We start from the raw sequence: 13,719 nt of genomic DNA on the forward strand, positions 1-13,719 counted from the left end.
CGGGTGGCACCCGGGGGGCCAGGAGGACCTGGCCGACGCCGGTGGCACCTGGGGCTCGGGGCTCGGGGCTCGGCGAGAGCCTGGCCGACGCGGGTGGCCCACGGCCGACCCGGGCAGGGCCCGGGGGCCCGGGTGGACCCTGGCCGAAACCGGTGGGACCCAGGGGCCCGGGGCCCGGCGGGGCCCCGGGCGACGCCCGTGGCCCGCGGCCGCCGACACGGGTGGCGGCCGGGGCCTGGGTACCGCGGGTGGCCGGCCCCGTGCGTAGCCCGTCCGCCCCTCGCGACCTGCGGAGACCGGCGTCGTCCGGCACGCTGGGCATCGTGGGTGTGTGGCAGCTCCTGATGATCGCGACGGTGATGCTGCTCGGTCTGTTCGGGGTCCTGGCCCCGGGTGTGCCGGGGACGTGGCTGGTGTGGGCGGCGATGCTCTGGTGGTCGCTGCACGAGCGGACGGGCCTCGCCTGGATCCTGCTCGTCTCCTCGACCGGTCTGCTGCTCCTCACCCAGGTGATCGTCTGGCAACTGCCACCCCGCCGCTTCCGGGGCGTCGGCATCACCCGCCGGATCGTGGCGTACGCGGGGGTGGGCGCGCTCCTGGGCTTCGTCCTGGTCCCCGTGATCGGCGCGATCCCCGGCTTCGTCGGCGGGATCTACCTCGCCGAACGGCTCCGGCTCGGCGGCCACGGCCAGGCCCGCGCGGCCACCCGGACCGTCATGCGCGCCGCCGGCACCAGCGTCCTCGTCGAGCTCTTCGCCTGCCTGCTGATCGTGGGCGCCTGGGCGGGCGCGGTCATCTGGGGCTGAGCTCCGTCACCCGTTCGGTCTAGGGCCTGTCTGACAATTCGCGTCGGATCAGGCCGGGCCTCCGGGGCGGGCGTACAGCCGGGCGTACGAGCGCCAGGGTCGCCATTCCTCCGCGTCGGGGCCGTTCGCGGGCGGCACGTCGGGGTCGCCGAGGGCGCGCATGCGGATCAGGGCGGCGGTCTCGGCCGTGACGCCGGGGACGGCGAGCAGGGCGCGTACGGCGTCGTCGCGGTCGGCGCCGGGGTCGAGGCGGACGGTTCCGTCGGAGAGGGCGCGGGCGAGCGGCCCCGCGACCGGGTGACCGGCCAGGGCGGCCGGCTCGGGGAAGACATGGGTGAGGGTGCCGCAGGCCACGGCCAGCGGGGTGCCGTACGGCTCGACGACCCGGGCCGACTCCTCGGGCCCGAGGACCGTCCGCAGCGCGAACTCCTCGGGTTCGGCCGTGCCCGGGGAGCGGACGCCGGGCCGTGCGGCCACCTCGGCGGCGAGCGCGGGGGCGGCCCCGAGCCGTTCGGCGACGGCGTACGGGTCTGCGTCGAGGTCGAAGAGGCGGCGCAGCCGGTGCACGGCGGTCGTGAGGTCGCGCAGCTCGGTGAGGTGGATCCGGGCGTCGAGCCACCGTCCGGCGGAGCGTTCGTCGACGGAGACGACTCCGGTGCCGTACGGGAGGCGGAGCGTGCGCCGGTACGTGCGGGCGCCCGGGGCTCCGACGACCTCCTCGACGCGGGGCACGGCCTCGGCCGCGAGCAGGTCGAAGACCTCGCCGGCCGCGTAGGGACCCCGGTGGGCGAGCCGCAGCGGCACCCCGGCGGCGAGCGCGGTACGGGCCCCGGCGCCGCTGCCCGCCTCGGCACGGAGGGCGGTCGGGGTGCGGGCGTAGACGGCGCGGATGGTGTCGTTGAACTGGCGGACGCTGGCGAAGCCGGCCGCGAAGGCGATCTCGGTGACGGGCAGTCCCGTGGTCTGGAGCAGCAGCCGCGCGGTGTGCGCCCGCTGGGCGCGGGCGAGGGCGACGGGTCCGGCGCCGAGCTCGGCGGTGAGCTGGCGCTGGACCTGCCGGGTGCTGTAGCCGAGGCGTCCGGCGAGGCCGGGCACGCCCTCGCGGTCGACGACGCCGTCGCCGATCATCCGCATGGCGCGCCCGACGACGTCGGCCCGGACGTTCCATTCGGCCGAGCCGGGGACGGCGTCCGGCCGGCAGCGGCGGCAGGCCCGGAAGCCGTGGCCCTGGGCGGCGGCGGCCGTCGGGAAGAACGCGACGTTCTGCCGTTTGGGCGTGACGGCGGGGCAGCTGGGACGGCAGTAGATCCCGGTGGTCCGGACGGCGAAGAAGAACTCTCCGTCGAACCGCGCGTCCCTGCTGCTGACCGCCTCGTAGCGGGTGTCGTCGTCCCTCACGCCTCCCAGTGTGCGGCCCCCGGCCGACCGGGGCTCGCGGTTTTCGGACACCACGCTCCCCGGCGGCCGTGACGACCGCGACCCCGCGCGTACGCCACCACGGACGCCGGGGGCCGTACGGTCGCGACCCCGCGCGTGCACGCCACCACGGACGCCGGGGCCGTACGGTCGCGACCCCGTGCGTGCACGCCACCGCGGACGCCGGGGGGCCGTACGGTCGCGACCCCGCGCGCAGGTGCCGTCCGGGCCGCGCGACCGCGGCCCCGGACCTGCGCGCTGCCCGCGCTACCGCAGACGTCCGCTGCGCTTGAACTCTCCGGCGGCGCGGCCCGCGTCTCCCTTGCGCTTCCAGTCCTTGCGGATCTCGTTGCGCAGGCGGGCGTCGGTCTTGGCCACGAGGCGCTGGTTCTCGCGCAGGAGCTTGCGGAAGCTCTCCAGACGGCGCACGGGCAGGGTGCCGTCGTCGATGGCCGCGAGGACCGCGCAGCCGGGCTCCGCCTCGTGGGCGCAGTCGGGGAAGCGGCACTCGGCCGCGAGCTCCTCGATCTCCGAGAAGACCTGGCCGACGCCGGTCTCGGCGTCCCAGAGCCCGACGCCGCGGAGGCCGGGGGTGTCGATGAGGACGCCTCCGCCGGGCAGTACGAAGAGGTTGCGGGTGGTCGTGGTGTGGCGGCCCTTGCCGTCGATGTCGCGGGCGGCCTGGACGGTCATGACGTCCTGGCCGACCAGCACGTTGGCGAGGGTCGACTTCCCGGCGCCGGAGACGCCGAGGAGCACGGTCGTCCCGCCGGCGACGGTCGCGCTCAGCACGTCGAGGCCCTCTCCCGTCGTCGAACTGACGGGCAGCACCTGGACGCCGGGGGCCACCGTCTCCACGTCCTCGACGAGGTAGGAGAGCCCGACGGGGTCGGGCACGAGGTCCGCCTTGCTGAGGACGACGGTCGGCTGGGCGCCGGACTCCCACGCCAGGGCGAGGAAGCGCTCGATCCGGCCGAGGTCGAGCTCGACCGCGAGGGAGACGGTGATGACCGCGTGGTCGACGTTGGCGGCGAGGATCTGCCCCTCGGACCGCTTGGACGAGGTGGAGCGCGCGAAGGCCGTACGGCGCGGCAGGCACGCCCGTACGTACCGGGGGTCGCTGACCCCCTCGGGGTCGACGGCCGCCCAGTCACCGGTGCACACGACCCGCAGCGGGTCGTGCGGGGTCACGAACGCCGTGTCGGCGCGGACGATCCCTTCGGCGGTGGCGACGTCGCACTGGCCGCGGTCGACCCGGACGACCCGCCCGGGGATCAGCCCCTGGGCGGCGTAGGGCGCGAAGTCGGCGGCCCAGCCGGAGTCCCAGCCGTGGGCGTCGAGCAGAGAGGAGGAGTCAAGGGAAAGCGAGAAAGACAAGGGGGACCCTTCAAGGGGCGGCCCCGGCGCCGAGAGAAGGCAGAGTGGAGATCAGCCGGTGGCCGCGGAGGTGGTGTGGAGGAACATCCGCGTGTGGGCAAGGCCCTTCGTGACGGCAGCCATCGATCACACCTCCTGTGTCTTTCGCACGTGTCCTTCGCGATCACGTGTCGCACGGATCGCGTCGTACGCGATCACGCCCGGCGCGATCCCGTACGGCGTTCACCGTAGCCGGAAGGCTCCGGCAGGCGCCACGGGTTTTTCCGCGACGCGGGATTCAGTCCTTCTCCCAGCCGGAGTGGAGGCGGGACTTCACGTCGTCCGGGGGGAGGAACTTGGACCAGCGCTCGGGGAACTCGGACGGCATGTCGGGGTCGTCCTCGTCGACGTCCTCCGCCTCGGCGCGGACGCGGGCGACGAGTTCGGCGGCCTGGAGGGCGCGGGCGCGTTCGTTGGCCTCGCGGGCGGCGGCGGTGGCGACGGAGGGCCAGACGCGGTCGATGGCGGCGTTCACGGCGGCGCCGACGAGCACGGCGAAGGCGGAGATGCCGATCCAGAGGAGGACGGCGATGGGGGCGGCGAGGGAGCCGTAGATGGTGGGGCCCTCGACCTGGCTGGTCAGGTAGATCCGCAGCAGGAAGCTGCCCAGGGTCCACATGGCGAGCGCGACCAGGGCGCCGGGGATGTCCTCGATCCAGGGCGATCTGACGGGCACGGACACGTGGTAGAGCGTCGTCAGGAAGGCGACCGAGAGCAGGGTGACGGCCGGCCAGTAGAGGACGGCGACGACCTCCGTGCCCCAGGGGACGAGCTCGACGACGCGGTCGGGGCCGACGACGGCGAGCGGCAGGACGACCGCGCCGATGAGGAGGGCCACGATGTACAGGAGGAAGGCGAGGAGCCGGGTCTTCACGATGCCGCGGTGGCCGTCGAGTCCGTACATGACGGTGATGGTGTCGATGAAGACGTTCACGGCGCGCGAGCCGGACCAGAGGGCGATCGCGAAGCCGAGGGAGACCAGCTCGGGCCGTTTGCCCTGGGTGACGTCGTCCAGGAGCGGTTTGGCGATGTCGTGGACGCCCCGGTCGGAGAGGACCGTTCCGGCGGCGCGGAGGATGTTCTCCTCGATGCTCGCGACGGTGTCGGTGTTCGTCCAGTCGTCCGCGTACCCGAGGAGGGCGATGAGGCCGAGGAGCAGCGGCGGCAGGGACAGCAGCGTGAAGAACGCGGCCTCGGCGGCCAGACCCAGGATCCGGTACTCGATGCACGAGTTGACGGTGTCCTTGAGGAGCAGCCAGACCATCTTCCGCTTCGAGACGTTGCGGTAGAGGACGCGCGCGCGGTGGAGCCTGCTCCAGGGCCGCCGCTCCGGTCGTTCGGGTGTTTCGCTTGCTGCCTGCACCTGCTTACCGTATCGGCATGTCAGGGAGCACCCACACAGTGACCAACCAGGCTCCGCCCCTGGTCGGATACGACGTCTTCACGAGCGATCGGGCGCTGACGGAGGCGGTCGAGCGGCACCTCGCGCCGGAGCTCCTCGCGGAGGCGCGCGACGAGCTGGCCCTGCTGGGCCGGGCGTCCGGTTCGGAGCAGGTCAGGGAGTGGGGGGAGCTGGCGAACGCGTTCCCGCCGCGGCTGCGGACCCACGACCGGTACGGCGTCCGGATCGACGAGGTCCGGTTCCACCCGGCGTGGCACCGGCTCCTCGGCCGGTCCGTGAGCGCCGGGCTCACGGACGCGTGGGGCCGCCCGGGTGGTCATGTGCGGCGGGCCGCCGGCTTCGTGGTGGCGTCCCAGCCGGAGGCGGGTCACGGCTGCCCGCTGTCGATGACGCACGCGGCGGTGCCCGCCCTGCGCGTCGAGCCGGAGCTCGCGGCGGTCTGGGAGCCCGCGGCCACGTCGCACGTGTACGAGAAGGCGCTCGGCACGGTCGCGGAGAAGCCGGGCGTGCTGCTCGGCATGGCGATGACGGAGAAGCAGGGCGGCAGCGACGTACGGACGAACAGGACGGAGGCGCGGCCGCTGGCGGCCGACGGCGAGTACGTCCTGACGGGGCACAAGTGGTTCTGCTCGGCGCCGATGTCGGACGCCTTCCTGGTCCTGGCGCAGGCTCCGGCGGGGCTGACGTGCTTCCTGGTGCCGCGGGTGCTCGCGGACGGCTCGCGCAACCCGTTCGCGCTCCAGCGCCTGAAGGACAAGCTGGGCAACCGGTCGAACGCCTCGGCCGAGGTGGAGTTCGACGGGACGACGTGGGCGCGCCGGGTGGGCGAGGAGGGGCGCGGGATCCACACGATCATGGGCATGGTCGCGGCGACCCGGCTGGACTGCGTCCTCGGCTCGGCGGCGCTCATGCGGCAGGCGGTGGCGCAGGCCGTGCACCACTGCGCGTACCGCGAGGCCTTCGGCGGACCGCTCGTCGAGAAGCCGCTGATGCGCAACGTCCTGGCCGATCTGGCCTTGGAGTCGGAGGCCGCGACCGTCCTGGGGATGCGTCTCGCGGCGGCCTACGACGCCGTCGACGCCGACGGCGGTGACGCCGGGCGGGAGCGGGCCTTGCTCCGCATCGCCGTGCCGGCGGCGAAGTACTGGGTGACGAAGCGGTGTACGCCGATGGTGGCGGAGGCGCTGGAGTGCCTGGGCGGCAACGGGTACGTGGAGGAGTCCGGGATGCCCCGGCTGCTGCGCGAGTCGCCGCTCAACTCCGTCTGGGAGGGCTCGGGGAACGTCCAGGCGCTCGACGTCGTACGCGCGCTGCGGGCCGGCCCGGAGGTGCTCGACGCCTTCCTGAGGGAGGTGGGCGCGGCGCGGGGCGCGGATCACCGGCTGGACCGGGCGATCCGGGGCCTGCTCGTCGAACTGGCCGACCTGGAGGGGATCGAGGCGCGGGCGCGCCGCCTCGTGGAGCGGATGGCGCTGGTGCTGCAGGGTTCGCTGCTCGTCCGGTGGGCGCCGCCCGAGGTCGCCGACGCGTTCTGCGCGGGGCGGCTGGGCGGGGACGGCGGGTCGGCGTTCGGGACGCTGCCGCACACCCTGGACCTGCGGGCGCTGGTGGAGCGGGCGCGGGTGGCCGTCTGAGGATCCGTACGACGGGTGGGGCCGCGCGTGCCAGGGGTGGACCCGCGGACGGGTGGGGCCGCGCGTGCCAGGGGTGGACCCGCGGACGGGTCGGCACGCGCGGAAAAGCGGGGGTGGTGCTGCGCCGACACGGCACCACCCACCGCTCACATCAGCCTCGCCCGGGGGACCGGTCGATCGCCAGAGTTGCAAAGGGTTGCAGGATTGTGCGAACCGGGCCTCGCGGAGGTGTTCCGGACGGCACGATGGGCACCGACACTCCGGACATCTGCCCAGTGCAGAACCGATACAGCACCCCGGGGGGCTGGGAGAGACCGATGAAGAACACGCAGCTCGACATGAGGCGGCTGGCCTCCATGGACGCCGCCCAGGCCACCAGACTGCTGCACCGGGTCCGCGAGGAGACACTGGCGGGCCGTACGCCCCCGATCGCGCCCCGTGCCGTGATCGACGCGTCCTGGCAGCGGATGGCCCGGCTCGGTCTCGACCCGGACCGGGGCACGAGCAGCGTGCTGCTCCAGCGGGAGGAGCTGGAGGAGCGGCGCAGGACCACGCTCCTCTCCGAGGTGATGCGGACGCTGAGCGGCGGTCTCGCCGGCATCGCCGACGCCTCCCTCCAGATCATGGTGGTCACCGACGAGCACGGCCGGGTGCTCTGGCGGCAGGGGAACTCCGCCGTGCTGCGGCAGGCGAACGGCATCTGCCTGGAGGAGGGCGCGGCCTGGTCCGAGCACACCACCGGCACCAACGCGGTCGGCACGGCGCTCGCCATGGGGCGGGCCGTGCAGGTGCACTCCGCCGAGCACTACGTCCAGGCGCTGCACAACTGGACCTGCGCCGCGGCCCCCGTGCACGATCCGCGCGACCAGCGCCTGCTGGGCATCCTGGACGTCAGCGGACCGGCGTCCAGCTTCCACCCGGCGATGCTGGCGCTGGTCGGCTCGGTGGCGCAGCTCGCCGAAGCCGAGATGCGGGAGCGGCACCGCGGGTCGATCGAGCGGCTGCGGGCGGTGGCCGCGCCGATCCTGTGCCGGGTGGGCGGCCGGGCGGTCGCCGTGGACACCCACGGCTGGACGGCGGCGGTGACCGGGCTCGCGCCGGTCGACCGGATCCCGCTGCCCAAGTCCTTCCGGGCCGGCCGGGTCTGGCTGCCCTCGCTCGGGGTGTGCGCGGTGGAGCCGCTGCCGGGCGGCTGGCTGCTGCGGGTGGAAGAGGAGGCCCGGGCGGCGGAGCCCGGTGCGGAGGCCGCGAGCCGGGTGGTCCTCGACCTGAGCCGGCCGCGCCGCTGGACGGTGTCCGTCTCGGGGGCGGCGGGCAGCTGGCAGCAGGAACTCAGCCCCCGGCACGCGGAGCTCCTCTACGTCCTGGCGCTCCATCGCGACGGGCGGACGGCGGCGGAACTGGCCGACGACGTCTTCGGCGACCGTACGCGGACGGTCACCGTGCGTGCGGAGATGTCCCGGGTGCGCCGGAACCTGGCCGGGGTCCTGGCGCACCGCCCGTACCGCTTCCGCGAGGAGGTGGCGGTGGAGGTCCTGCGCCCCCGCCTCCCGGCGGACCTGCTGCCCCACTCGACGGCACCGGCGGTCCGGGCCGCGGCGAAGGCCTAGCAACAGTCCTGCGGGGTCCCGCGGGAACCCTGTCCACCATGCGGACACCCGCCTGCCGCCGGAGGCCCGGGGCCGGGGGCCCGGTCTGGGAATCCGGCGCTCCGCATGATGCGATGACCCCATGAGCATCACTCTCACCACCTGGTCCCTCGAACAGACCTCGCCGTCCGATCTGCGTCCCGCGACCCCGCCGGAGGGCGAGGACGTCACGATCCGGCGGGCCGAGGTGCCGTCGGCGGAGTTCAGCCGCTTCCTCTACACCGCGGTCGGCGGCGACATCCGCTGGTCCGACCGGCTGTCGCTGACGTTCAAGCAGTGGCAGGAGATCGTCGAGAAGCCGGGCGCCGAGATCTGGGTGGCGTACGACAAGGGGACGCCGGCCGGGTACGTGGAGCTGGACCCGCAGGACGACGGCGTGGTGGAGATCGTCTACTTCGGTCTGATCCCGGCCTTCCGGGGTCGCCGGATCGGCGGGCACCTCCTGTCGTACGGCACGGCGAGGGCCTGGGACCTGGCCGAGCGCTGGCCGGACCGCGAGGAGACGAAGCGGGTCTGGCTGCACACCTGCTCGCTCGACGGTCCGCACGCGATGGCCAACTACGAGCGGCGCGGCTTCCGGCTGTTCGACACCAAGGTCGAGGAGGCCGAGGAGGCCGAGACCCCCGGCCCGTGGCCCGGCGCCCACGCCTGAGCCGCACCGGAGGAACCGCCGAAGCACCACGAAGGGGGCCTGGCCAGGGCCCCCTTTCGCGTGACCCAGAGCACACCGTCCCGCCAAGCGAGACGACTACGTCCAAATGCTGGACGATGCTGGACTGGGTCCAAAGTCCCGTGACACGCTTCCGCCATGTCTGGAACTGGAATTGCCTTGGTGAGTCGGCGGCACGTCGACCTCGGCCGCATGTCCAGCGCCATCTGTCCGGCGCGCTGAGAGAACCAGCACCGCCGCGATTTCCTTACAGCCCGACTCTGCCCCACCCTGCTGCGCACTGACGCGCCACCCTCTGACCTGAGCGCGAGTGTGCAGGTCAGAGCCGCCCTCTCGCAGTCCCGAAGGACGAAACGCCATGGCCGCCACCCCGGAAAACCCCACCCCCGCCGCCGCCCGCCGCAAGGCCGGGCGCCACCGTGGCGAGGGTCAGTGGGCCGTGGGGCACTTCACCCCCCTGAACGGCAATGAGCAGTTCAAGAAGGACGACGACGGTCTCAATGTGCGGACACGCATTGAGACGGTCTACTCGAAGCGCGGCTTCGACTCCATCGACCCCAACGACCTGCGCGGACGCATGCGCTGGTGGGGCCTCTACACCCAGCGCAAGCAGGGCCTGGACGGCACCAAGACGGGTGTCCTGGAGCCGGAGGAGCTGGACGACGAGTACTTCATGCTCCGCGTCCGCATCGACGGTGGCCGGCTGACCACCGAGCAGCTCCGCGTCATCGGCGAGATCTCCGAGGAGTTCGCCCGCGGCACCGCCGACATCACGGACCGGCAGAACGTCCAGTACCACTGGATCCGCATCGAGGACGTCCCCGAGATCTGGAACCGCCTGGAGGCGGTCGGCCTGTCGACCACCGAGGCCTGCGGCGACACCCCGCGCGTCATCCTCGGCTCGCCCGTGGCCGGCATCGCCGCCGACGAGATCATCGACGGCACGCCCGCCATCGACGAGATCCACCGGCGGATCGTCGGCAACAAGGACTTCTCCAACCTGCCCCGCAAGTTCAAGTCCGCGGTCTCCGGCTCGCCGCTGCTCGACGTGGCGCACGAGATCAACGACATCGCCTTCGTCGGCGTGAACCACCCGGAGCACGGCCCCGGCTTCGACGTCTGGGTCGGCGGCGGCCTCTCCACCAACCCCAAGCTCGGCGTCCGCCTCGGCACCTGGGTCTCCCTCGACGAGGTCCCGGACGTCTACGAGGGCGTCATCTCGATCTTCCGCGACTACGGCTACCGCCGGCTGCGCAACCGCGCCCGCCTGAAGTTCCTCGTCGCCGACTGGGGCCCGGAGAAGTTCCGCCAGGTCCTGGAGGACGAGTACCTGAAGCGCAAGCTGACGGACGGCCCCGCGCCCGAGCAGCCCGCCGGCCAGTGGCGCGACCACGTCGGCGTCCACCGGCAGAACGACGGCCGCTTCTACGTCGGCTTCGCGCCGCGCGTCGGCCGGGTCGACGGCGCCACCCTGACGAAGATCGCCGAGATCGCCGAGACCCACGGCTCCGGCCGGGTCCGCACCACCGCCGAGCAGAAGATGCTCGTCCTCGACGTCGAGGAGGCGCAGGTCGACGGCATCGTCGCCGCGCTGGAGGCGCTGGACCTGCGCGTCACCCCCTCGCCGTTCCGGCGCGGCACGATGGCCTGCACCGGCATCGAGTTCTGCAAGCTCGCGATCGTCGAGACCAAGGGCCGCGGCTCCTCCCTCATCGACGAACTGGAGCGCCGCATCCCGGACTTCGACGAGCCGCTGACGATCAACATCAACGGCTGCCCGAACGCCTGCGCCCGCATCCAGGTCGCGGACATCGGCCTCAAGGGCCAGCTGGTCCTCGACGACGAGGGCAACCGCGTCGAGGGCTACCAGGTGCACCTGGGCGGCGCCCTCGGCCTGGAGGCCGGCTTCGGCCGCAAGGTCCGCGGCCTCAAGGTCACCGCGGCCGAGCTCCCCGACTACGTGGAGCGCGTCCTCAAGCGCTTCCAGGCGGAGCGCGAGACCGGCGAGCGCTTCGCGACCTGGACGGCCCGCGCCTCGGAGGAGTCCCTCTCATGAGCGAGCGAGCCGCCCCGTTCTTCTGCCCCTACTGCGGCGACGAGGACCTGCGTCCGAACGAGCAGGGTCACGGCGCCTGGGAATGCGCAGCGTGCAGCCGAGCCTTCCAGTTGAAGTTCCTGGGGCTGCTCGCCCCGGCGACTTCGGGCAACACCCCTGGGAGGGAAGAGATATGACGATCACTCAGCACGAAGAAGGCCAGGAAGCCACCACGTCCGACCTCAAGGCACTCGCCGAGCAGGCCGGCCGTGATCTGGAGGACGCCCCCGCCCTCGAGATCCTCCGGTGGGCCGTGGACACCTTCGGCGAGCGGTTCTGCGTCACCTCCTCCATGGAGGACGCGGTCGTCGCCCACCTCGCCTCCCGGGTCCGCCCCGGCGTGGACGTCGTCTTCCTCGACACGGGCTACCACTTCGAGGAGACCATCGGCACCCGCGACGCCGTGGACGCCGTGATGGACGTCAACGTCATCACGCTGACCCCGCGTCAGACCGTGGCCGAGCAGGACGCCGAGCACGGTCCCGGGCTGCACGACCGCAACCCCGACCTGTGCTGCGCTCTGCGCAAGGTCAAGCCGCTGGAGGAGGGCCTGACCGCGTACCGCGCCTGGGCCACCGGCCTGCGCCGCGACGAGTCCCCGACCCGGGCGAACACCCCGGTCGTCGGCTGGGACGAGAAGCGACAGAAGGTCAAGGTCTCCCCCATCGCCCGCTGGACGCAGGAAGACGTCGACGCGTACGTCATGGAGCACGGTGTCCTCACCAACCCGCTCCTGATGGACGGTTACGCCTCCGTCGGCTGCGCCCCCTGCACCCGCCGCGTCGTGGAGGGCGAGGACGCCCGCGCCGGACGCTGGGCGGGCCGCGCCAAGACCGAATGCGGGATCCACGGCTGATGACCACGACCCCTCAGACCTCCCAGACCTCCCAGGAGAACCACGTGACCGGTGCCACCATCTGGCTCACCGGCCTGCCGAGCGCCGGTAAGACGACCATCGCGTACGAGCTGGCCGGCCGGCTCCGCGACGAGGGCCACGGCGTCGAGATCCTCGACGGCGACGAGATCCGCGAGTTCCTCTCGGCGGGCCTCGGCTTCACCCGCGAGGACCGGCACACCAACGTGCAGCGCATCGGCTTCGTCGCCGAGCTGCTCGCCTCGCACGGCGTGAAGGTCCTGGTGCCGGTCATCGCCCCGTACGCCGACAGCCGCGAGGCGGTCCGCAAGCGCCACCAGGCCGAGGGCACCGCCTTCGTCGAGGTGCACGTCGCCACTCCGGTGGACGTCTGCTCGGTCCGTGACGTGAAGGGCCTGTACGCCAAGCAGGCCGCGGGCGAGATCTCCGGCCTCACCGGCGTCGACGACCCGTACGAGGCTCCCGAGGCCCCCGATCTGCGGATCGAGTCCCAGAACCAGACCGTGCAGGAGTCCGCGGCGCAGCTCCACGCGCTGCTCACCGAGAGGGGTCTGCTGTGACCACCGTTGCGCATGCTCACGACACCACGGACAGCCCGTTCGCGCTGTCGCACCTCGACTCCCTGGAGTCCGAGGCCGTCCACATCTTCCGTGAGGTGGCGGGCGAGTTCGAGCGGCCGGTGATCCTCTTCTCCGGCGGCAAGGACTCGATCGTCATGCTGCACCTGGCGCTGAAGGCCTTCGCCCCGGCGCCGGTCCCCTTCACGCTGCTGCACGTCGACACGGGGCACAACTTCCCCGAGGTCCTCGCCTACCGCGACCGGGTGGTGGCCGAGCACGGGCTGCGCCTGCACGTCGCCTCCGTCCAGGAGTACATCGACGCCGGCAAGCTGCGCGAGCGCCCGGACGGCACCCGCAACCCGCTGCAGACCGTCCCGCTGACCGAGGCGATCCAGCAGCACCGCTTCGACGCGGTCTTCGGCGGCGGCCGCCGCGACGAGGAGAAGGCCCGCGCCAAGGAGCGGGTGTTCTCGCTGCGCGACGAGTTCTCGCAGTGGGACCCGCGCCGCCAGCGCCCCGAGCTGTGGCAGCTCTACAACGGCCGCCACGCGCCCGGCGAGCACGTCCGCGTCTTCCCGCTGTCCAACTGGACCGAACTGGACGTCTGGCAGTACATCGCCCGCGAGGGCATCGAGCTGCCGGAGATCTACTTCGCCCACGAGCGCGAGGTCTTCGCCCGCAACGGCATGTGGCTGACGGCCGGCGAGTGGGGCGGCCCCAAGGACACCGAGACGGTCGAGAAGCGGCTCATCCGCTACCGCACCGTCGGCGACATGTCCTGCACGGGCGCCGTCGACTCCGACGCCACGACGCTCGACGCCGTCATCGCCGAGATCGCCGCCTCCCGCCTCACCGAGCGGGGCGCGACCCGCGCCGACGACAAGATGTCCGAGGCCGCGATGGAAGACCGCAAGCGCGAAGGGTACTTCTAATGAGCACGTCCACCGAGCAGTTCGCCGACGTCTCGGCCACCACCCTGCTGCGTTTCGCCACCGCCGGGTCCGTCGACGACGGCAAGTCCACCCTGGTGGGCCGTCTCCTGCACGACTCCAAGTCGGTCCTCACCGACCAGCTGGAGGCCGTCGAGGCCGCGTCCATCAAGCGCGGCCAGGAGGCGCCCGACCTGGCACTGCTCACCGACGGCCTGCGGGCCGAGCGCGAGCAGGGCATCACCATCGACGTGGCCTACCGCTACTT

Annotated in this window: 13 protein-coding genes and 1 pseudogene; 11 read left to right on the forward strand and 3 right to left on the reverse strand. The window is 72.9% G+C overall.

Features of this window, described 5'->3' with window-relative positions; genetic code table 11:
• Positions 1-323 precede the first annotated feature (323 nt).
• Positions 324-806 carry a DUF456 domain-containing protein gene (locus tag OO54_RS33445; protein ID WP_033209989.1) on the forward strand — a complete coding sequence of 161 codons (483 nt, stop codon included), beginning with the start codon at positions 324-326 and terminating at the stop codon, positions 804-806.
• Between the two features lie 48 nt (positions 807-854).
• Here OO54_RS33445 and OO54_RS33450 read toward each other — a convergent pair whose 3' ends face one another.
• From OO54_RS33450 to OO54_RS33460, 3 genes are all read right to left on the reverse strand, one after another.
• Entirely contained in the window at positions 855-2,255 is a 1,401-nt protein-coding gene (locus OO54_RS33450; protein WP_200146600.1) for a DNA-3-methyladenine glycosylase 2 family protein, read from the reverse strand.
• A 234-nt stretch (positions 2,256-2,489) separates the two neighbouring features.
• Complete coding sequence (rsgA, locus tag OO54_RS33455) at positions 2,490-3,599, reverse strand: ribosome small subunit-dependent GTPase A (protein WP_033209990.1); 1,110 nt, start codon at positions 3,597-3,599, stop codon at positions 2,490-2,492.
• A 277-nt stretch (positions 3,600-3,876) separates the two neighbouring features.
• On the reverse strand, positions 3,877-5,001 hold the full coding sequence (locus OO54_RS33460; protein ID WP_078905475.1) for a YihY/virulence factor BrkB family protein: 1,125 nt from the start codon (positions 4,999-5,001) through the stop codon (positions 3,877-3,879).
• A 17-nt stretch (positions 5,002-5,018) separates the two neighbouring features.
• Here OO54_RS33460 and OO54_RS33465 point away from each other — a divergent pair, with 17 nt between their 5' ends.
• From OO54_RS33465 to OO54_RS48625, 10 genes and pseudogenes are all read left to right on the forward strand, one after another.
• Positions 5,019-6,674, forward strand: a complete 1,656-nt coding sequence (locus tag OO54_RS33465) for an acyl-CoA dehydrogenase family protein (protein WP_033209993.1) — start codon at positions 5,019-5,021, stop codon at positions 6,672-6,674.
• Positions 6,675-6,991: 317 nt separating this feature from the next.
• Complete coding sequence (locus OO54_RS33470; protein WP_033209995.1) at positions 6,992-8,284, forward strand: helix-turn-helix domain-containing protein; 1,293 nt, start codon at positions 6,992-6,994, stop codon at positions 8,282-8,284.
• A gap of 121 nt (positions 8,285-8,405) precedes the next feature.
• On the forward strand, positions 8,406-8,975 hold the full coding sequence (locus tag OO54_RS33475; RefSeq protein WP_033209998.1) for a GNAT family N-acetyltransferase: 570 nt from the start codon (positions 8,406-8,408) through the stop codon (positions 8,973-8,975).
• A gap of 156 nt (positions 8,976-9,131) precedes the next feature.
• Positions 9,132-9,215, forward strand: coding sequence for a putative leader peptide (locus OO54_RS48620; protein ID WP_310591794.1), 84 nt, complete (start codon positions 9,132-9,134; stop codon positions 9,213-9,215).
• Between the two features lie 136 nt (positions 9,216-9,351).
• Complete coding sequence (locus OO54_RS33480) at positions 9,352-11,049, forward strand: nitrite/sulfite reductase (protein WP_033209999.1); 1,698 nt, start codon at positions 9,352-9,354, stop codon at positions 11,047-11,049.
• Complete coding sequence (locus OO54_RS33485) at positions 11,046-11,225, forward strand: hypothetical protein (protein WP_017238256.1); 180 nt, start codon at positions 11,046-11,048, stop codon at positions 11,223-11,225. The genes OO54_RS33480 and OO54_RS33485 overlap by 4 nt, the downstream gene beginning before the upstream one ends.
• Positions 11,222-11,944, forward strand: a complete 723-nt coding sequence (locus OO54_RS33490) for a phosphoadenylyl-sulfate reductase (protein ID WP_033210001.1) — start codon at positions 11,222-11,224, stop codon at positions 11,942-11,944. The genes OO54_RS33485 and OO54_RS33490 overlap by 4 nt, the downstream gene beginning before the upstream one ends.
• Positions 11,944-12,522, forward strand: a complete 579-nt coding sequence (gene cysC, locus OO54_RS33495) for an adenylyl-sulfate kinase (RefSeq protein WP_051787454.1) — start codon at positions 11,944-11,946, stop codon at positions 12,520-12,522. Before OO54_RS33490 ends, cysC begins: the two co-directional genes overlap by 1 nt.
• Positions 12,519-13,391: pseudogene (cysD, locus tag OO54_RS33500) on the forward strand (sulfate adenylyltransferase subunit CysD); the annotation flags it as partial. The gene cysC and the pseudogene cysD, both read left to right, overlap by 4 nt.
• Positions 13,301-13,719, forward strand: a 419-nt coding sequence (locus OO54_RS48625; RefSeq protein ID WP_342450942.1) for a GTP-binding protein, incomplete at its 3' end; no start/stop codon positions are given. The pseudogene cysD and the gene OO54_RS48625, both read left to right, overlap by 91 nt.

The organism is Streptomyces wedmorensis (genome assembly GCF_000716445.1).
Classification (GTDB): Bacteria; Actinomycetota; Actinomycetes; order Streptomycetales; family Streptomycetaceae; genus Streptomyces; species Streptomyces wedmorensis.

What these genes read in the sequence shown, in the direction of transcription:
- OO54_RS33465 (WP_033209993.1), top strand. Translation starts at nt 5,019, where the DNA reads ATGTCAGGGAGCACCCACACAGTGACCAACCAGGCTCCGCCCCTGGTC.
- OO54_RS33470 (WP_033209995.1), top strand. Translation starts at nt 6,992, where the DNA reads ATGAAGAACACGCAGCTCGACATGAGGCGGCTGGCCTCCATGGACGCC.
- OO54_RS33475 (WP_033209998.1), top strand. Translation starts at nt 8,406, where the DNA reads ATGAGCATCACTCTCACCACCTGGTCCCTCGAACAGACCTCGCCGTCC.
- OO54_RS48620 (WP_310591794.1), top strand. Translation starts at nt 9,132, where the DNA reads ATGTCTGGAACTGGAATTGCCTTGGTGAGTCGGCGGCACGTCGACCTC.
- OO54_RS33480 (WP_033209999.1), top strand. Translation starts at nt 9,352, where the DNA reads ATGGCCGCCACCCCGGAAAACCCCACCCCCGCCGCCGCCCGCCGCAAG.
- OO54_RS33485 (WP_017238256.1), top strand. Translation starts at nt 11,046, where the DNA reads ATGAGCGAGCGAGCCGCCCCGTTCTTCTGCCCCTACTGCGGCGACGAG.
- OO54_RS33490 (WP_033210001.1), top strand. Translation starts at nt 11,222, where the DNA reads ATGACGATCACTCAGCACGAAGAAGGCCAGGAAGCCACCACGTCCGAC.
- cysC (WP_051787454.1), top strand. Translation starts at nt 11,944, where the DNA reads ATGACCACGACCCCTCAGACCTCCCAGACCTCCCAGGAGAACCACGTG.